Origin of the sequence: Rhodococcus sp. CH91, from assembly GCF_022554085.1 — a bacterium.
Classification (GTDB): Bacteria; Actinomycetota; Actinomycetes; order Mycobacteriales; family Mycobacteriaceae; genus Rhodococcus.
Window position 1 is genome coordinate 56544 of sequence record NZ_JAKFYR010000001.1, and the last position, 19232, is coordinate 75775.

A 19232-nucleotide genomic window follows, 5' to 3' on the forward strand; every position below is an offset into this window, starting at 1 on the left:
TACCCGGGAAAGAGGACATTTCTACACGCTGTCCGGGAACGCCTGCTGCTGGTAACCACCACGCAGCGTTCCCTCGACATACGCGGTCTTGCACGCCCGTCGTGCGATCTTTCCACTGGACGTACGGGGAATGGAGCCGGCCGGCACGAGCAGCACGTCGCGCGCGGTGACACCGTGCCGGGACGAGATCGCGGCACGTACCGCGTCGGCGACCGGCTGCGGATCCGCCTTACCGGCGCCCGGAGCGCGCTCGGCGACGATCACGAGCTGCTCGGACCCGTCGTCGGGATCGAACTGCAGACCGGAGGCGTCGTTGTCGAAGACCTCGCGGGGCAGCTGATTGGCCGGAACCGCGAAGGCCGCGACGAAACCGGGACGCAGCGCGGAGCTGGCCTCCTGCGCCGAGAACTCGAGATCCTGCGGGTAGTGATTGCGGCCGTCGACGATCACGAGGTCCTTGACACGGCCGGTGATGTAGAGCTCACCGTCGATGTAGACGCCGTAGTCGCCGGTCCGCAGCCACGTGCCGTCCTCCGGGGCGCCCTCGGCGTGACTGCCCTCGGGGAGCCGCTCGGTGATGCGGTTGTGGAAGGTCTTGTCGGTCTCTTCCTTGCGGCCCCAGTAACCGATGCCCATGTTCTCACCGTGCAGCCAGATCTCGCCGACGTGCTCGTCGGGCATCTCGGTTCCGGTCTCCGCGTCGACGATCGCAGCCCACTGGCTGCGTGCGACGTATCCGCAGGAGACCTGCGGGATGGCGTTCTCGGCGTCCGCCTCGACACGCACGACCCGGCCGGCGTTGAGTTCGTGGCGGTCGACGTAGATGACCTTCGCTTCGTCGCTGTGCCGCGTGGAGGAGACGAACAGGGTGGCCTCGGCCATGCCGTAGGACGGCTTGATCGCCGTGCGGGGCAGACCGTAGGGGCCGAACGCCTCGTTGAACTTGCGCATCGAGGACGTGGTGACGGGCTCGCTGCCGTTGATCAGGCCGATCACGTTGCTCAGGTCGAGTTCTTCACCGGGCTTGGGCACCGCCCGTGCCGCGGCGTGCTCGAACGCGAAGTTCGGGGCAGCGGCGAAGGTGCCGGCTCCGTCGGAGACCGCGGCGAGTTCCCGGATCCAGCGGCTCGGCCGGGCCACGAAGGCCCGCGGGCTCATGATCGTGATGTATTTGCCGCCGACCGCGGGGAGGATCACGGTGAGCAGGCCCATGTCATGGAACAGCGGCAGCCAGGTCACGCCGCGCGACGACTCGTTGAGCTCGATGGAGTCGGCCATCTGGATGACGTTGGTCAGCACCGACCGATGGGTGATCTCGACGCCGGCGGGAACGCGGGTCGAACCGGAGGTGTACTGCAGATAGGCGATGTCGTCGGTGGAGATCGGCGGGCGCTTCCACGACTCGGCGACCGCGTCGGGGATGGCGTCGACGGCGATCACCCGAGGACGCTGCGCTGCCGGAAGAGGGCGGAAGAACTGCCGCACGCCGGCCGCGGACGAGGTAGCGGTGAGAATCGCGCTGGGTGTGCAGTCGCCGAGGACGGCGTGGAGCCGATCGGTGTGGCCGGGCTCGTCGGGATCGAACAGCGGCACCGCGATGGTGCCGGCGTAGATCGCCGCGAAGAAGGACACCACGTAGTCGAGGCCCTGGGGCGCGAGGATCGCGACACGGTCGCCGGGGACGGTGACCTGCTGCAGGCGCGCGGCGATGGCTTTGATGCGTACGCCGAACTGATCCCAGGTCAGCTCGTGCACCTCGCCGTCGCGTTCCCGCGAGTAGTCGATGTAGCGGTAGGCGAGGTCGTCACCGTTGGAAGCGAAGTTCTCCTCGAGATGATCGAGCAGCGTCCTCCCTTCCGGCAGCCTGATCCGGCCGTTCTCATCGATGAACTCTTCGAACCCGACGCTCAATTCCTTCTCCCTGTCGAAGCGATCCCACAACCACTCGACATGGTTGCGCCACTAACTTTTCCTCCGCGCTGGCGAATCGTCGTACCGACCCGGTCCCCCACGGCTTCCGGCGGTTCACTCGTCGAACGTGTCCATCGATCCCAGATCACGAATATGTTACAGATCGGCATCGCCCGCTCCCCCGCGAAATGCGGTAGCCGGGAGGAACGCTTCCCTCGGTTCACGGGAAACACAAAGATACGACACGGTCGTCTTCGTCGACACATCTCGCACCCGTCGAGCGAGACGAGCAGGTGAGCCGGTTGCGTGCGACATCATTTCGGCGCCACGGCCGACGAGCGGCCGAGCCCGCCGACACATCCCGTGCGAGAAGGGTGCCCCGGCGCTACCGGCAGACCGACCCACGAGCTCGTGACAAGGATCGTTCCCCGTCGTGGTTCGTGAGTACGCCCCCTGCGGGGACCGGCCGTTCGCCGTGCCGTCGCTGGCACCATCAACCTCTTCTCCTGTGGCAGTGGTCGTGCGCCACGATCCCGGAACGGCCGGGCACGCAGCCGAGGGATGAGTCTAAAGGCAGACTGTCAGACGAGTGTACCGGGTGGTGAGATCGGACACTACCGGCGAGTAATATGTGGGAGTTATCACCCGCGGGGTGTTCTCAATTCTCCGCGGGGGTGGGGGCGGACTCGATCTTCTCCGTAGCCCAGTTCACGATCCACTGCGTAGCGGTCGTACCGCTCTCGTCGACCACATAAGTGTTGTACATCGCGTGGATCGGATTGTTGAAGTATTCGAGAAGCCGCGGAGCAGCCGTCGCCCAGTTCGCCGGATTGAGCGCATTCGGTGGCGCATCGCAGATGCTGTCGGTGGGCGCGCAGATCTGGACGGTGCGGTCGTCGAGCGTGCCGAAACCGCCGGGACGCGCACCGGTCATGGTGATGCCCGGCAGGCGCAGGCCGTCGAGCGAGAGCTCTGCTCCCACCCCGGCGACGGGAGCGCCGATGTCGGTACCCGAAACCCCGTCGCGGCGACCGTCGGCGACGAGTGCGACGCCGAGGACACGGTCGGCGGGAACCGGACCGTTGCCGGCACCGATCTGTGCGGCGACATCACCGACGATCACCGCCCCCTGCGAGAAACCGGTGAGCAGATAGGTCGTCAGCGGGCATTCGGCCGAACGCCGCGCCAGGATGTCGGTGGTCGCCGCGAATCCCTCGCTGCGACTGTTGTTGTAGGACTGCTGGCCGTCCGGCGGGATCGCGATCGGGTTCGAGAACTGTGCCACGTACGGCACGGTGTAGACGTCGGCCCGCTGGGCGTCGAAACGTTCCTGCAGCGGTCGTGTCACGTTGAGCATGAGCGAGAGCGGATTGGCCGCCGGGGCGTACGGATCGTCGCCCACCGTGGACTCCCATGTTCCCGGGACGGCGACGACCTGTACGTCGGGGCACGATGCCGGCTGCGATTGCGTCTCCTCCGGCCCGGGCGGACCGGGAGCCGGCGAGGGGATGTCCAGCCGCCCCGCGAGGAAGTACCAGAGCACCAGCACGATCGCCAGGACGAGCAACGCCCCCACGACCACGATCCTGCGTCCGCGACGCTGCTTCGTCCTGACCATCTCGTGCTGTTCCCCGTCGTTCTAGTTGCAGTACGTCTCACCGGCGACGGTGATGTAGGTATCGGCCGTCGACGAAGCCTGTTCCTCGGACAGCTCGACCCCACCCGCGGCGGCATCGCTGCCGACCAGCGCCGTGACGAACACCTTGATCTCCTCCGGCGACCCGCCCTGCGCCTGGGCGCTGCAGATGTAGTCGGCGATGTTCACCGCACCGGCTTCGTCCGTGGGCTCGACACCCTCGGCCCGCAGACTCTCGAGGAAGGCATCCGAGGCAGGCGAACCGGCAGGAGCCGACCCCTGGGCGGCGCCACCCTCCGGCGCGGCCGGAGCCGGCTGCGCGCTGCTCGTCCCGGCCTCGTCCGAGGTCTCCGCCGCAGTGGTCTCCGGCGACTTCGTGGCCGACTCGGAGGTGGAGGTCGACGCCGAGGTCTCGGTCTCGGAAGCGGTGGTGGTCGGGGTGTTCGTCGCGGTCGAGTCGTCGCTTCCGCATGCCGCCAGAACGGCCGTGGCCGTCAGGGCAGCGGCGAGTGCGCCGAGAACGCGGGTCGAACGCGAGCGGGTCCGTGCAGGCATGTGGTGGTGTCCTCACATCCGGATGTCGGGTCGAACTGGGCAAGTGCGCCCCAGGCTACAGAGCGGTCCACGCGGCCGGTAGGAGCATCCCGCCTCCCCCGGCCGCACGGACCGCGGACCCGGTCACCGGTTCGATCAGGGGTTCAGCTTCACCTCGTCACCCTCGAGGGTGACGAAACCGCGCTCGAAGTTCTGCCGGATGCCCTGACCGCCCTCGATCGGCGTCTCGTCACCGATCGGGAACCCGAGGCGCCCGTTCTCGGCGCCCTCCGCGAGCCAGGCTTCGAGGATCTTCCCGCGAACCGGCCATGCGCCGGTGAGCGGACTCCAGTAGATGCGGCCGTGCTGGAACTCACCGAACCGCCCGCCTGCCCCGGCCGGCTGTTCGCTCGTCCGGGGATATCCCAGCACGCCCGTCTCGTAGCCCAGCTCGGCGTACTTTCCGAGGATCATGCCCATCACGGCGTGGGCATCGGTCTCCTCGCTCCAGTACATCGCGCCGGCCTCGAAGCCCTGCACCGCACCGCGACCGTCGGGCGTGGCCGCCTCGTCGAGCACCGGATAACCGAGGGGCCCACCTTCCCAGCCCTGGTTCTTCCAGGTCTCGAAGATTTTTCCCCGGACCGCGTGAGCGCCGTGCTCCGGCGTCCAGTAGATCGCGCCGTTGCGGAAGTGGTTGAACCGTCCCCGGCCGTCCGGAACGACACGTTCCTCGGTCGTCGGGTATCCGAGTGGCCCGGCCGGCCCTCCTGCGCCCTGGTAGACGCCACCGATGGCGCCGGCCACCGGGACGGTCACGCCCTCGGACGAGAAGACCCGCCCGAACCGGAAGTCCTGGACGCGGCCACCTGCCACCTCGTATTCGGGGGTGAGGCAGTCACCGAGCCAGGTGTTCGCCGCCGCGACATCACCGACCGCACCGGTTGCCTTGCACTCGGGCTTGTCGGCCTCCACACCCAAGGCCCCCGCGAGCTGCGGCCACAGCTGGTGCATCTCGAACTCCCAGTACTTCCAGGTGTGCGTGCCCGAGGGGCGGTACACGATCTGGGCGGGAATGCCGTGCTTCTTCAGCTTCGTGGCGAACGCCTGAGAGGTCAGGCGCGACAGGATCTCGAGACCCATCCCGGCGTAGTTGGTGCTCACACCCGGGATGCCGGCCGGGTCGTCGTACGGGCCCGCGGTGCCGCTGCCGCTCGACACGTACAGGCTCACGCCCTTCAGCTTGTCGGCGAGCAGGTAGGGATCGTGCGCTTCCCAGCCCTCGGCGCCGGGGGCACCCCACATCGCTTCGGAGTCGAAACCGCCGGCGTCCTGCATCGCGTAGTGGATCGCTTCGGGCATACCGAGCGTGGTGGTGGTGAGGATGCCGGACAACGACGCCGCGAACTGCGCGAAGCCCGGGTTGCGTGCGGGTAGGAACATCGCGGCGGTGCCGCCCATCGACAGGCCGACGAGACCACGCTTGTCGGTGGTGCGCCAGTCGCGTTCGAGGAGCGGGGGCAGTTCCTTCGTCAGGAACGTCTCCCACTTGTAGTTCTGTCCGTTGTTCTGGTCGACCCAGTCCGAATAGAAGCTGGACTGGCCGCCCACCGGAAGCACGACGTTGACGTTCTTGTCGGCGAAGAACGATTCGGCGTCCGTCTCGAGCGTCCACCCGCTCTCGTCGTCGCGCGCCCGCATGCCGTCGAGCATGAAGACCGACGGGAAACGCGCGTCGGGCTTGCTGTTCCAGTCGCGAGCGAGCAGCAACTGCACCTGGATGGGGGTGCCCATCGACGGCGAATCGATCCACAGGGCGACACGCCGGTCGGTGAGCCAGTCGACCGAACGGACCGTGGCTCCGGCGGCAGTGCCGGCCGTGGGACTCGACTGGGTCGTGAGCGGGTCGGCTGCGGCGACCGAGACGGTGGTCAGGCCCGCTGCGACCGGAACGACGAGGGCGGCCGCGATCAGCGCGAGTGCGCGGGTCCTGCCTCGTCGCGCACCGCCTGCACGAGCGGTCTTTCCGTCCGGCCGTATCCGTCGCCCGCCGTGCTCGAGCTCAGTTCGCATCTGCATCGCTCACTTTCTGCGTTGCCGGGGTTCCTGCCGCGCTGCGCGGATACGGATGGATCGCGACAGTGGGCAGTGGCAGGGCGTCCCGGCTGGATGTGCCGACCCGAGGAACCGGAGTCCCGAATCTTGTTTCTACACCGAGAGCACCTCGAATCGGGGGTGCCGCGCTGTGACGGATGCGAAATTGCAGTGAAAGCACGACGCCCGCTCACCGAAGTGGTGAGCGGGCGTCGTCGAACAGTGCGTACCGGAACGGCCCCGGGGGGCTACCGCAGCCCTGACGTCAGAATGCGTTCAGCGCCTCGAGGATCTGCGGACGTGCCTTCCACAGCTGGTCCTCCCAGTACTTCCATGCGTGCGTGCCGCGCGCCGGGAAGTCGAAGGTGGCCGGGATGCCGAGCGTGGCGAGCTTGATCTGGAACGCGCGGGTCTGTGCGAGGGACAGCGCCTCGAGCGCCATTCCGTTGGCCGTGTTGTAGTAGCCGACGAAGCCCTGCGGGTTGTCGTGCTGGCCGGGCAGACCGCTGGCGGCCGAGATGTACAGCGACAGGCCCTCGAGCTTCGGTGCGAAGACGAAGGGGTCGTTGCGCAGCCAGGCCGGGCTCCACGGCGGGCCCCACATCGCGTCGACGTTGTAACGACCGGCGTCGAGCATCGCCACGCGGATCGCCTCACGCATGCCCGGAGCGGACAGGTTCAGGTAACCGGAGAGCGACGACGCGAACTTGAACTGGTCGCGGTGGTAGGCGGCCAGGGTCAGAGCGGCCGAGCCACCCATCGACAGGCCGAGGATGCCGTTGTTGCTGCGCGAGACACCGCGGGTGGCGAGGTAGTCGGGCAGCTGCTGGGTCAGGAAGGTCTCCCACTTGTAGGTGACTTCCTGGTCGTTCAGGTTGGAGGGCGAATACCAGTCCGTGTAGAAGCTCGACTGTCCACCGACCGGCATGACGAGGCTGACGTTGTCGTTCGCGAACTGCTGAAGGGCGTTCGTCTCGAACGTCCACGCATTCGCGTCGTCCCGCGCGCGCAGGCCGTCGAGCAGGTAGAGCGCCGCGTCGCCACCGCGCGCGGCCCACTGGATCTGGACCTTGATCGGACCCATGTCGGAATCGACGAAGACCTCTTCGAAGCCCCCGGCGGGTGCGCGGTGCGAGACCGGTGCTCCCTGAGCCGGTGCGGCGATCGCAGCGGTGGTTCCGACAAGGCCGGCAGCCACGGGGAGGACCAGGGCCGCGGCGGCGGTACCGAGCAGTCGCCGGCGAAGGCCCTGCCTCAACCTCGGGACAAAACGCATGAACAATGCTCTCTTTCTCGTCTGCGGCGTCCGCGTTCGCGTCCCCCGGATTCCGGCGAAGACGGCCGCGGAAGGCCGCCCCAAGTCACACTGCGGTCAAAACTGTAAAGGACCGCGTGATCTCTGACAAACCCTCGTTTCACAGGTCTTTGGCCCTTCTTGAATCGAAGATCAAGCGGGCACTGCCGGAAAGTTATTCGTCCGTGATGTGCTGTGATCCTATCGAGACCCGATCTGCCGGTCCATGTCGATCTTCGTGATCGGCCTCACCCGCGCGGCGGCGGCATGGGCAGGTCACAGCGCTGGATCTCGTATTCGGGCACACGTTCGATCCGGTACGAGGCGTACTCGAACGCGTTGCGCAGGTTCCGCTTGAACAGCGGCCAGCTCAACTCGGCACTCGACGAGTCCAGTAGCTCCCTCGTCTCCGGACACGTCAACGCCGTCTTCGCCATGGCCACCCACTCCTCGTCCAGATAGCCCGGCAGCCACGGATGCACGTCGACCATGCCCGAATCGGCCACCACCCAGTCGGGGAACAGGATCTTGTCGTGCCCGATGCGTCCGTCCTCGAGACGCTCGGTGTGCGCGGCGAGCGGGTAGGCCAGCCCCATCTGATCGACGACCCGCACGTCCAGTCCGGTGTTCATGCTCGTCATGCCGAGATTCAGGAAGAACACCGTGTGCCCGGCACCCCCCGGGGGGATCGGCTCCGGCGGCGGCACCACGTCCCATGCGTCGAAGGAAGGGGTCGGCAGCAGCAGGCCGCCGTTCGGCGTGTTCGAGATCGCCTCGACCATCGCCCGCATACGCGGATAGTCCAGATAGTCCTCCGCGCGGATGGGGTGCGCATGCCCGGTGTTGAGGGCGTAGAAGGCTCTCTCGTCGACGATCCCCGAACGACCCACCACCGCACCCTCGGTCATGCCTGTCGTGTTGGATGCGAACGCCGCCCAGACGACGGTGGTGAGCCACATCAGGCCCAGTGCGGCCGCGACGTGCGTGGGCCGGTTGTTCCCGAGTTCGGCGCGCTCCGGTATCCGCAGAGGCACGACCGCGACCGGCAACAGCAGGCAGAACAGCGGGGGCAGAAGCACCCGGCCGTGCATGAAGTCGCCACCCACACGCAGCGAGTAGAGCGCGAGCAGCAGACCGGAGCCGAGGAACAGCACGACGACAGCGGTCGGGGTGCGCAGCAGGTTCTGTGCCCTGACCGCCGTGGCCCGCACGTCGTGCGGATCGGGCAGGGCGGTGCGCCGGGCGCGACTCGCACCGTCGCGACCGGTCGCCAGGACGAGCGCGACGAGACCGACGAGGAGCAACAACGGCAGCCAGAGCGCATACGGGACGACGAGATTGGCGAGATAGTCGAAACCCTGCGACCACTTCGCGCCGCCGGCGTCCTTGGCGACCGCGGTATTGGGATAGGGCAGGCCGTAGTAGCCCATGCGCCAGACCTGGTAGCCGACCGGAACGGCACCTGCCACCGCGACCATCGCGACCCGGACCCGCACGTCGAGGCCGGGAGCGAGGAAGAGCATCGCCAGCGCGAGCACCGCGACGATCGCCAGTTCGGGCCGGACGAGCGGCCCGAGTCCGGCGACGAATGCCGTCGCGAGGATCGGCAGCGTGCCCGGGAGCGGGCCGTCCCGTCCCGGGGTGGGGGTGGCCCACCGCACCATGAGCAGCCACAGCAGGCCGAGCCAGCAGATCACCAGGCAGGATTCGAGCCCCGACGTCGCGAAGTCACGGGCCGGGGGCACCGCGATGTAGACGAGGACACCGGCGGGCAGGAGCAGCACGGTCGCGGAACTCGCGCGGAGCCGCCATCGGTACAGCCGCGCGGCACCGAACATCGCGAGGACGATCGCGGTCGTCGACAACACGAGCGCGATCGTGAGCACGACGTATTCCAGACGGATGCCCGTGAGCCATCCGCCCGCGTAGACGATGTAAGTCCACGCCGTGGAGGTGTTGGCCTCGACGCGCTCCCCCACGTTGAACACCGGGCCGTTACCGGCGAGGAGGTTGCGCACGGTCCTCAGAACGATGAGTCCGTCGTCGGCGATCCAGCGCCGCTCCCAGGCTCCCCAGAACATCAGCAGCGCGGCGACGACCACGCCGGTGGCGAACACTCCCCCGGCGAAACGGTCACGCCGGGGGGACCGAACCGTACGGAACGGTCCGGCCTCGGTGTCGTCGACGCCGCGCACGACGTCAGAAGAGGTAGACAGCACCGCCGACCACCAGGATCCACACCACCGCGAGCAACTGCAGCACCCGGTCCTTCAGCGCGATCTCCTCGGGTTCGCCGGCTTCACCACCGTCGACATCCACCGCGTACCGCAGGATCGCGACGACGAACGGGATCATCGAGATCGCGTACCAGTTGGATCCGGCCACATTGTCCTGCTCGAACGCCCACAGGCCGTAGCAGAGCACCACGGCGGTCGCCGCCACGGTCCAGACGAACCGCAGGTAGGTCTCCGTGTAGTACTCGAGCGACTTGCGGATCTTCGCGCCGGTGCGGGTCGTGAGACGCAGTTCCGCGTAGCGCTTGCCCGCGGCCATGAACAGCGACCCGAACGCCATGATCAGCAGGAACCACTGGGACAGCGGGATTTCTGCGGCCACACCGCCTGCGATGGCCCGGATCAGGAATCCGGACGAGACGATGCAGATGTCGAGCACGGCCTGGTGCTTGAGCCCGAAGCAGTAGGCGAGCTGGATGGCGATGTAGACCGCCATGACCACGGCGAGCTGCCAGTTCGCAAGGAACGACAGCAGGATGGAACCGGTCAGCAGCACCACCGCGAGGATGTACGCGAGCCGTACCGGGAGCACACCCGCAGCGATCGGCCGGAACCGTTTCGTGGGGTGCTCGCGATCGGCCTCGACGTCCATCGCGTCGTTGACGAGGTAGATGCCCGAGGCAGCCATGCAGAAGACGACGAACGCGAGAGCAACGGGCAGCAGCACGTCCACTTCGGTGACCGATCCGGCCGCCATCGGCGCCGCGAGCACCAGGACGTTCTTGACCCACTGGCGCGGGCGGACCGCCTTGACGATGCCCGCCGCCAAGGTCTTGGGCGCCTCCTGTACGGGCGCCGCCTCCTCGCTCATCGCTCTCCCCACTTCTTCTCGGCCTGCACCACGACCGCAGCGGACGCCGCGCCCAGCGCCGCGCCGGCCAGGACGTCCGTCGGATAGTGCACACCCAGCACGAGGCGCGACAGCATCATGGGCGGCACGAGTACCGCCGGAAAGGGTAGCCCGGTAGCGCGGGCGAGCAGCACGGCCGCCGCCGTTGTGGACGTCACATGTGACGACGGGAAGCTCAACCGGCTCGGGGTGGACACGTTGACCTGCACCGTCGGGTCGACGGGACGCGGACGTCGCACGACCCGCTTGATCACGACCGACGCGGCGTGGGCACCGAAAGCACCGACCGCCACGCTCGCCCACTTCCGGCGACGGGGACGGTCGATCAGGGCACCGGCGGCACCGATGGCGATCCAGCCGAGAGCATGCTCACCGAAGTGCGACATGCCCCGGGCGATCGTCGTCGCCGCGGGCACGGCACCGGCGGTGGCCTGCACGGTCTGCAGCACCCGGACCTCGGTGTCGGTACTCCTCCAGTGACGTTCCGCCTCGCCGTCTGCTGCGGACGCGACAGTGCTGTCGCCTGCGGACGCAGCGGTGTTGTCAGTCGCCGATACCGAAGACACGCTCCCACTCCTCCTTGCTCGTCAGGGCGGGAACAGCGTCCCGGTATCGCTTCTTCATCTCGGGGAACCGGCGCGCGAGCTCGCGTCGCAACCGGAGCGCCTCCGTGAGCAGTGCCTGGGCCTGCGCACGGTCGCGCTTACGGTAGACGACGCCCCGGCCGTCCGCCGTGGTGACCGTCACGCCGTCGACCTGCGAGAGCAGGAACCACCGAGCGTCGATGGTGGGCACGTTCAGCTGCGGCCGCTCGTGGTGCTCGCGGTTCTCGGGGCGCACGTTGTGCAGCACACCCTTCGCGAGGCGCTTGACCTTCGCGACCGCCCCCTCGGGCAGTCCCACAGCGCCGACCTCGGCGCCGGATGCCATCGGCAGCTCGGTCGACGACGGCAGCACCACCGCGTCGGGGAAGTTCCTCCGCAGCGCGTGCACCTCACCGAGAGCGCGTGGCAGCAGATCGAACAGCTTCTCCGGGCCGGCGAGGAAGTCCTCGATGGCCTTGTTCTGGATCGCGACCGTCGAGTACTCGAGGCATACGAGGTGCTTGATCGTGGCCTTGATCGTGTCGAGCACCATGGCCTTGGCGTCGCCGTGCTGGTGCAGCGCGGCCACGACGAGGCGGTTGCGCAGATGGAAGTACGCCTGCCAGTCGATGGCGTCGTCCTTGTCGCTCCACGCCATGTGCCAGATCGCGGCACCCGGCATCGTCACCGTCGGGTAACCGGCCTCGCGGGCCCGCAGGCCGTACTCGGCGTCGTCCCACTTGATGAACAGCGGCAGCGGCTGGCCGATCTCCTCCGCGACGACGCGCGGGATCATGCACATCCACCAGCCGTTGAAGTCCACGTCGATGCGGCGGTGCAGGAGCTTCGAGTTCTCCCGGTCGCGCAGCGGCTTGGTGGCGAAGTCGTGGTCGTACTCGACGTTCGGGGCGGCACCCCACATGAAGTTCGAGCGGTGGATGACCTCGCCCATGGTGTGCAGGTGGCTGCGTTCCTGCAGGTTGAGCATCTGTCCGCCGACCAGCATCGGCTTCTTCGCGAAGCGCGACAGCGCCAGAGCGCGCAGGATCGAGTCGGGCTCGATCTCGATGTCGTCGTCCATGAACAGGATGTACGGGCTGGAAGTGGTCTTCAGCGCCTCGTACATGATGCGGCTGTAACCACCGGAGCCACCGAGATTGCCCTGGTCGTGGATGACGAGACGGTCACCGAAGGGCGCGGCCGCCTCTGCGAAGCCGGCCTCGTCGCGCACCTTGCGGGTGCCCTGGTCCGGAATGATGACGGCGTCGACGACATCCATCACCAGCGGATCGGATGCGAGTGCGCGCAGTGCCTGCACACAGTCGGCCGGCCGGTTGAAAGTGGGGATACCGACGGCGACGGAGGCGCGGCCGGGAGCATCGACGGGCGCGTACCAGCCCGCCGCGTGCACGGTCACCTCGCTGTCGGTGGTGATGTCGAACCACATCCACCCGCCGTCCTCGAACGGACCCAGATCGGCTTCGATCTCGACGATCGTCTCCGTTCCGCGGAACTCACGTCCGGTGACGTGGATGCGGCTCGAGTCCGCCTTGCTGCGGTAGAGATCGACGCGGCCGTGACCGGTGAGTTCGAGTCGCAGCACCACCGAGTCGAGCGTGCTCCAGCGACGCCAGTAGCTCGCGGGCAGAGCATTGAAGTAGGTGCACAGCGACACCTCGGATTCGGCACCGATCGCCAGCGTCGTCCGGCTCGTCGCATGGGCGCGACGCGCGTTGGTGGGCGACTCCTCGAGATAGAGGGTGCGCACGTCGAGCGGCTCCCCCGGACGCGGCAGGATGATGCGCTGCAGCAGCGACCGGCCGAGCAACCCGTCCTGCACGTCGGTGCCGGGTGCCGTCGCCGCGTGCTTCGCGGCGCTCATGAGGCATCACCGGCGACAGGCGCGCCCGATTCGAAGTGGGGAGCGAGGACGTTGTCGAACATCGACAACGCGCTCGCGATCGCCATGTGCATGTCGAGGTACTGGTAGGTGCCGAGACGGCCACCGAAGAGCACCTTGTTCTCCGCGGCCTCCTGCTTCGCGAGGGCGCGATAGGCACTCAGCTTCTCGCGGTCCTCGGGAGTGTTGATCGGGTAGTACGGCTCGTCGTCGTTCTCGGCGAAACGCGAGTACTCCCGCATGATGACGGTCTTGTCGGCCGGATACGTCTCGCGCTCGGGGTGGAAGTGCCGGAACTCGTGGATGCGGGTGAACGGCACGTCGGCGTCGTTGTAATTCATGACCGGAGTGCCCTGGAAGTCGCCGGTGGGCAGGACTTCGGTCTCGAAGTCGAGGGTGCGCCATCCGAGCCGGCCCTCGGAGTAGTCGAAGTAGCGGTCGAGCGGGCCGGTGTAGACGACGGGCGCGTCGGGGCTCGCGGCGCGGATCTCGTCGCGCACCTCGAACCAGTCGGTGTCGAGCCGGACCTCGATCCGCTCGTCCTTCGCCATGTTCTCGAGCCACGCGGTGTAGCCGTCGACCGGCAGGCCCTCGTAGGTGTCGTTGAAGTAGCGGTTGTCGAAGGTGTAGCGGACCGGCAGCCGCGTGATGTTGCCGGCGGGCAGCTCCTTCGGATCGGTCTGCCACTGCTTCGCGGTGTAGTCGCGCACGAAGGCCTCGTACAGCGGGCGGCCGATCAGGGAGATCGCCTTCTCCTCGAGGTTCTTCGCCTCGGCGGTGTCGATCTCGGCGGACTGCTCCCGGATGAGGGCGCGTGCCTCGTCGGGGCTGAAGTACCGGCCGAAGAACTGCGACACCAGTCCGAGGCCCATGGGGAACTGGTAGGCCTGGCCCTTGTGCATCGCGAACACGCGGTGCTGGTAGTTCGTGAAGTCGGTGAACCGGTTGACGTAGTCCCACACCCGCTTGTTGGAGGTGTGGAACAGGTGGGCACCGTACTTGTGGATCTCGATACCGGTTTCCGGTTCGGGCTCGGAGTACGCGTTGCCGCCGAGATGGTGGCGACGTTCGATCACGAGCACTCGCTTGCCGAGCTGCGTGGCCGCGCGCTCGGCGATCGTCAGTCCGAAGAATCCGGAGCCGACGACGATCAGGTCGTACTCACCGGTAGAGGGCTGGGGCGCTGATGCAGCAGTCACGGGAGACCAGGGTATGCGACCCCGGTGCGGTGGCGCCCTCTCGGTCCGCCGAGGGCGAGAGGGCGGTCACACCGTCACACATAGTGGGTCAGTGCGTCGCGGACGAATTCGGCGCCCGCACGGCCTCCGTAGTTCGCCGCGAACCGCTCGTCCTCGACGTACATGTCGGCGAGACCGAGCACGTACTCCGTGGAGCTTCCTTCCGCCGTGCCGTAGCCGGGCGTGCCGGGTATCGACGACAACCACTCGACGTGGCGCCGGGCGAGATCCTGCGCCTCCGGGCCGGCCGGATCCAGTCCGGCCTCCGCCGCTTCGGCCCACTCGCGGTTCAGCTGCCCGACCTGCGTCACCCGGGCACTGCGCTCGTCGTCATCCAGCTCGCGCCACCAGCGGTCGCTGTCGTCGTAGGCGCGTTCGCCCCACCGTTCGATCACTTCGTCCCGGTACTGCCGGTGGTCGAACCCGTCGAACATGTCGTCTGCCACGAGTTCCTCTCCTCTCTCCGTCTTCTCCAAGGTCGTGCGAACCGCCTCGATGCGGCGGTCCACCTGCCGGCGCTCGTGTTCGAGCAGATCGAGGTGAGTGCGCAGCGCGGTCGCGGTGTCGTCGTGCCCGGCGAGCACCTCCTTGATCGCCGGCAACGCGAGCCCGAGATCGCGGAGCAACAGGATGCGCTGGAGTCGCACGAGGGCGTTCTCGTCGTAGAACCGCATACCGTTGCTGCCGGTCCGGCACGGCGGCAACACACCGACATCGCCGTAGTGCCGCAGGGTGCGACTGGTGACGCCGGCGGTCCGAGCAAGTTCCTGGATGGACCATTCGCGCGGCATGTCCTCACCTCTTCCTTACGACTGCAATCAGCGTGCACGTTGACGCTGCGTCAATGTCAACACCGCGCGGTTCGATACCGCACGACGACGCCGGCCGGCCGCCCTGGTGGGGCGACCGGCCGGTGACTGCCGACAGGTGTCGTGGCGGGTTACTCGGCGCTACCGGTGCTCGGGAACCAGTCCTTCAGGAAACTCGCGTCGATCACCTGGGCACCGAGATCCGGCGTCCACACGATCGCGCCACCGGTGAAGATCCGGAATTTGCCGATCTCGTCGGGCAGCATCAGTTCGGGACCGATGGGGGATCCGAGAACACTCTCGACGCCTCCGAGGTCCAGATAGGCCTGCTCGATGGGAGAGGTGCCGTTGCCACTGCCGAAGGGATCGATGCCGACCTCCGGGCCGGGCTCGGGTGCCGGGGTGGTCTCCGGGGCGTCCTCGTCGATTCCTTCCTTGACGGTGAACCAATCGGAGCGCAGTCCGAGTCGCGTCCGCGCCTCGGCGCCGGTCGTCTCGATCGTGCGGTCGGAGCCGACGACACGGACGCGGGTCACGCGGCCGCCTTCGGCACCGAGATTGTTCCGGGCGAGCACCTCGAAGGCCTGTAGGTCGCCGACGCCGAATTTGCTGCCGATCTCGGCGGCGGTGAAGGTCTTGGCCCATTCGCGGTTGGGCGCGACCTTGTCGCCCTCGTCCTCCACGGGCGGGAAGGTGCCGCCCGCCGAGTATCCGCCGGTGGATGCGGAGAACTCGCTGCGCACCACCTCGCCGTTCTTCATCAGTACGGTGCCGCGGGTCGTACGCACCCCGTCGTCCGTGCGCGGATCCTCCACGCCCGAACCGCCGTAGACCTGGCAGTCGGTGGTGTCGCAGGTCTGCCACTTCTCGTGGCGCTTCTCGGCCAGCGCGTAGGACCGCGCGGCGATGGCCTGCGCACGCAGCGCCTCGGCGCCACCGGTGTCGGCCCAGCCGGGCAGGGCTTCGGCAGGCACGACGCTGCGCAGGTAGTCCTCCAGGTGGAGCCGGTTGACGGTCCGCGGGGCGGCACCGTCGAGCACCACACCCAGGGCACCGCGGTACGTCTTGTCGTCCGAGCACAGTGTCAGGTGCTCGTTGCGTGGCCGGTCCTCACCGAGGTCGATCGGATCGACCCACGGAAGGTCGGTCGAGGCCTGCCACAGCACGTCGCCGCTGCACCCGGCCGTGACGACGACGTTCGCGCCGCCGTCCGGGGTGGGCGTCAGGTGGGCCGCCTCGCCCGGGGCGATCTGCCGGCCGGCGACGACGAGCCCGGCGTCGGAGTACACGTCGAGGGTGTGGTCGTCGCGGGCGCTGAGGCGGACCGCGATCATCGGATCCTCGACGGTGCCGAGCTCGGTACCGCCGTAGTAGTGGGCGATGATCCGTTCGGCGGTCCAGCCGTCCTGGGCGTAGCCGTAGGCGCCCCACTGCCCCATGCCCCGACCGTGACCGTGGCCGAATCCGGTGAAGGTGAACGGCGTGTCGGCCGAAACAGCCTGCACGACATCCGTACTCGTCGATCCGCTGTGCACGACCGCACCCACGCCGGCACCGAGGAGCAGTGCCGGGGCGAGCCCGAGCGTGGCAGCACGGGCGAGCGAGGGACGCCAGCCGTTGCGCAGCGGCCTGCCGAGAATGATGCGCCGCCGCCGGATCCTGCCTCTGCGCCCGATGGACTGTCGTGCCATGACGTTGCTCCCTCGTTGTCGCTTTCGGCGCGAACTCGTGATCCGCGATATCGGACATTTTCGACCGATCCTCAAGCTCAGGTTGAGGCTTAAGGTTTGCTGCGTCTAGTGTGACAAGAGTGACGGAGCTAGGCAACAAATGTCACAGAAGCAACACAGGAATCACGCGTTACAGAACTTTCGCGGCCGATCCGAACCACGGACGCGGTACGTGAGGGACGATCCGAAGTCGGGACCGTCCGACCCGAGCATCAACGACAGGGAGTAGCAAACAGTGCCGCATCGCCGCCCCAAGCCGTCGATCGTCCTGGGTGCCGTCGCCGCCCTGGCCGTCGCGACGCCCTTCGCAGTCTCCGGGCTGACCAGCACGTCGACCGAGATCAGGCCCGCCAACGATGTCGTCGAGGCGATAGCACCCGACATCGCCGAGATCGTCCTCGCCTCGGTGCCCGACCTGGTCATTCCGCTCGAGGAACTGACCGGACTCAACCTGCCGGATCTCAGCCTGCACGAGATCGTCGACGGACTTCCCCAGATCACCACCGCACCGGATCCGAACGGCGGAATCGTCGAGCGCGTGGGCGCGACCGTCAAGGAACTCACCCGCGACACTCCCTTCAGCCTCGTGGCGCTGGCGGCCGAGGACGTCGCTGCCACCGACGCACTGATCCGCGCGCAGAAGGACGACGGCAGCTGGGGACCGTGGACGGTGACCGAGCCGATCGAGACACGCGCCGACGACGCCACGGAGACGGGACGCTCCGGCACGGAACCGATCTACGTCGGGGCGACCCGCGCGGTGCAGGTGCTGCTCACTCCCCGTCCGGGGCCCGAACCGAATCTCGCAGGCGCGGAAGCTCCCCCGGCACCTCCCGCCGCAGACGCTCCCCCGGCGCCTCCCGCCCCAGAGGCTCCTCCGGCCGCTCCCGCTCCGGAAGCACCGGCTCCCGCACCCGAGGCCCCCGCACCTCTCGACGAGGCACCCGCCCCGGTCGCCGAGCCGGCAGCCGATGCTCCCGACCTGGGTTACGTACCGGCCTCCTCGTCCAAGCCCCTGCGCGAGAATCCCCTGAAGGCCGCCGCGGAAGCGGTGAGCGCCGTGCTCATCTCCCCCGGCAGCAGTGAGACCGACGCCCGGCTCGGCGACATCGCGAGCCCCCTCGGAAACTCCGGCCTGAAGGTGATCACCCGTCAGCAATGGGGTGCCGACGAGTCGATCCGGTGCCAGAACCCGACCTACGACGACTCGCTCGGCGGCGCGACCGTGCACCACACCGCGGGTAGCAACAACTACTCGAAGGCCGAATCGGCGGGGATCGTGCGAGCGATCTACGCCTACCACGCGCGGACTCTCGGCTGGTGCGACGTCGGCTACAACACTCTCGTCGACAAGTACGGCCAGATCTTCGAAGGGCGCGCCGGCGGTCTCGAGCGCAACGTACAGGGCGCCCACGCAGGCGGATTCAACGAGAACACCCACGGCATCGCGATCATGGGCGACTTCTCGACCCAGGCACCGCCGCAGGCCGCGATCGATTCGGTCGGCAAGTTCCTCGGCTGGCGGCTGGCACGGGCGGGGCTCGATCCCAAGGGCCGTACCACCATGTACTCCGAGGGCACCTCGTTCACTCCGTACCCGCGCGGCACAGCGGTCGACCTGCCGATCATCTTCGCGCACCGCGACGTGGGCAACACCAGCTGCCCGGGTGACGGCGCCTACGGACAGATGGGGAAGATCCGCGACATCGCCGCAGCAGCGGCGAAGGGCGGCGGGAGCCCGCAACCGTCGAATCCGGAACCCTCGAAGCCCCAGCCGTCGAACCCGTCGCCGAGCATTCCGGACATCAACGTCGGGGCACTGGCGTCCGGCTCGGCGGATACCGCCGAGGGAGTCGTCGACGATCTCATTCGCTTCACCGATCATCCGCTGGTCCAGAAGTGGCTCGCCGAAGGCGGCGAACTCGGACGGCTCGGGCAGGCGCTGACCGCGATCCTTCCCGCAGTCAAGAGCGGATTCGAACACGTCAATTTCGTCAACGGCGCCATCTACACCTCACCCAACGGTGGAACGTGGACCGTGCTCGGCGAGATCTACAAGGCGTGGGAGAAGAACGGACTCGACGCTGGTGAGCTGGGGTTGCCCACCAGCGACGAGTACCGGGTACCGGACGGATGGCGTTCGGACTTCGAGTTCGGCTCGCTGATCTTCAACGAGGTCACGGGGGTGGTGACGAAGGTGCTCCGCGCCTACAACGACGCCTACGACCAGGCGATGCAGGATCAGCCCGCCGATATCGCAGGGCCCGCCCCCGAGGGCGCTCCTGCACCCGGAGCCGAACCCGCACCGGCACCTGCGCCGGAACCGGCACCCGAGCCGGCGCCCGCAGCCTGACCGCG

13 protein-coding genes are annotated in these 19232 nt (G+C 67.9%); 1 reads left to right on the top strand and 12 read right to left on the bottom strand.

Annotated elements, in window-relative coordinates; all coding sequences use genetic code 11:
- Nucleotides 1-21 precede the first annotated feature (21 nt).
- The 12 genes from fadD32 to MOM01_RS00280 all read right to left on the bottom strand — a co-directional run bounded on the left by fadD32 (nt 22) and on the right by MOM01_RS00280 (nt 16835).
- Entirely contained in the window at nt 22-1911 is a 1890-nt protein-coding gene (gene fadD32, locus MOM01_RS00225) for a long-chain-fatty-acid--AMP ligase FadD32 (RefSeq protein WP_241383386.1), read from the bottom strand.
- Nucleotides 1912-2569: 658 nt separating this feature from the next.
- Nucleotides 2570-3529, bottom strand: coding sequence for a cutinase family protein (locus tag MOM01_RS00230; RefSeq protein ID WP_241383387.1), 960 nt, complete (start codon nt 3527-3529; stop codon nt 2570-2572).
- Between the two features lie 21 nt (nt 3530-3550).
- A complete protein-coding gene (locus tag MOM01_RS00235; RefSeq protein ID WP_241383388.1) occupies nt 3551-4102 on the bottom strand; it encodes a DUF732 domain-containing protein in 552 nt (183 codons plus the stop codon).
- A gap of 135 nt (nt 4103-4237) precedes the next feature.
- Nucleotides 4238-6160 carry an alpha/beta hydrolase-fold protein gene (locus MOM01_RS00240; protein ID WP_241383389.1) on the bottom strand — a complete coding sequence of 641 codons (1923 nt, stop codon included), beginning with the start codon at nt 6158-6160 and terminating at the stop codon, nt 4238-4240.
- 280 nt (nt 6161-6440) lie between these two features.
- Entirely contained in the window at nt 6441-7451 is a 1011-nt protein-coding gene (locus MOM01_RS00245) for an alpha/beta hydrolase (protein WP_241383390.1), read from the bottom strand.
- A gap of 266 nt (nt 7452-7717) precedes the next feature.
- On the bottom strand, nt 7718-9664 hold the full coding sequence (zomB, locus tag MOM01_RS00250) for a flagellar motor control protein ZomB (RefSeq protein WP_308196946.1): 1947 nt from the start codon (nt 9662-9664) through the stop codon (nt 7718-7720).
- A 4-nt stretch (nt 9665-9668) separates the two neighbouring features.
- Nucleotides 9669-10574, bottom strand: coding sequence for a decaprenyl-phosphate phosphoribosyltransferase (locus MOM01_RS00255; protein ID WP_241383391.1), 906 nt, complete (start codon nt 10572-10574; stop codon nt 9669-9671).
- A complete protein-coding gene (locus MOM01_RS00260; protein WP_241384012.1) occupies nt 10571-11062 on the bottom strand; it encodes a phosphatase PAP2 family protein in 492 nt (163 codons plus the stop codon). Before MOM01_RS00260 ends, MOM01_RS00255 begins: the two co-directional genes overlap by 4 nt.
- Before the next feature lie 94 nt (nt 11063-11156).
- On the bottom strand, nt 11157-13079 hold the full coding sequence (locus tag MOM01_RS00265) for a glycosyltransferase (RefSeq protein WP_241383392.1): 1923 nt from the start codon (nt 13077-13079) through the stop codon (nt 11157-11159).
- The gene (gene glf / locus MOM01_RS00270; RefSeq protein ID WP_241383393.1) at nt 13076-14296 is read right to left on the bottom strand and encodes a UDP-galactopyranose mutase; all 1221 of its coding nucleotides are present in this window, start codon (nt 14294-14296) and stop codon (nt 13076-13078) included. Before glf ends, MOM01_RS00265 begins: the two co-directional genes overlap by 4 nt.
- Nucleotides 14297-14370: 74 nt before the next feature.
- Nucleotides 14371-15126, bottom strand: a complete 756-nt coding sequence (locus tag MOM01_RS00275; protein ID WP_241383394.1) for a MerR family transcriptional regulator — start codon at nt 15124-15126, stop codon at nt 14371-14373.
- A 149-nt stretch (nt 15127-15275) separates the two neighbouring features.
- Nucleotides 15276-16835, bottom strand: coding sequence for a SpoIID/LytB domain-containing protein (locus MOM01_RS00280; RefSeq protein WP_241383395.1), 1560 nt, complete (start codon nt 16833-16835; stop codon nt 15276-15278).
- Nucleotides 16836-17109: 274 nt separating this feature from the next.
- Here MOM01_RS00280 and MOM01_RS00285 point away from each other — a divergent pair, with 274 nt between their 5' ends.
- Entirely contained in the window at nt 17110-19227 is a 2118-nt protein-coding gene (locus tag MOM01_RS00285) for an N-acetylmuramoyl-L-alanine amidase (RefSeq protein ID WP_241383396.1), read from the top strand.
- The last annotated feature ends 5 nt before the right edge of the window (nt 19228-19232 follow it).

Coding starts and splice junctions, on each gene's coding strand:
- MOM01_RS00230 (WP_241383387.1), bottom strand. CDS start 3,529: ATGGTCAGGACGAAGCAGCGTCGCGGACGCAGGATCGTGGTCGTGGGG.
- MOM01_RS00235 (WP_241383388.1), bottom strand. CDS start 4,102: ATGCCTGCACGGACCCGCTCGCGTTCGACCCGCGTTCTCGGCGCACTC.
- MOM01_RS00240 (WP_241383389.1), bottom strand. CDS start 6,160: ATGCAGATGCGAACTGAGCTCGAGCACGGCGGGCGACGGATACGGCCG.
- MOM01_RS00245 (WP_241383390.1), bottom strand. CDS start 7,451: ATGCGTTTTGTCCCGAGGTTGAGGCAGGGCCTTCGCCGGCGACTGCTC.
- MOM01_RS00255 (WP_241383391.1), bottom strand. CDS start 10,574: ATGAGCGAGGAGGCGGCGCCCGTACAGGAGGCGCCCAAGACCTTGGCG.
- MOM01_RS00265 (WP_241383392.1), bottom strand. CDS start 13,079: ATGAGCGCCGCGAAGCACGCGGCGACGGCACCCGGCACCGACGTGCAG.
- MOM01_RS00275 (WP_241383394.1), bottom strand. CDS start 15,126: ATGCCGCGCGAATGGTCCATCCAGGAACTTGCTCGGACCGCCGGCGTC.
- MOM01_RS00280 (WP_241383395.1), bottom strand. CDS start 16,835: ATGGCACGACAGTCCATCGGGCGCAGAGGCAGGATCCGGCGGCGGCGC.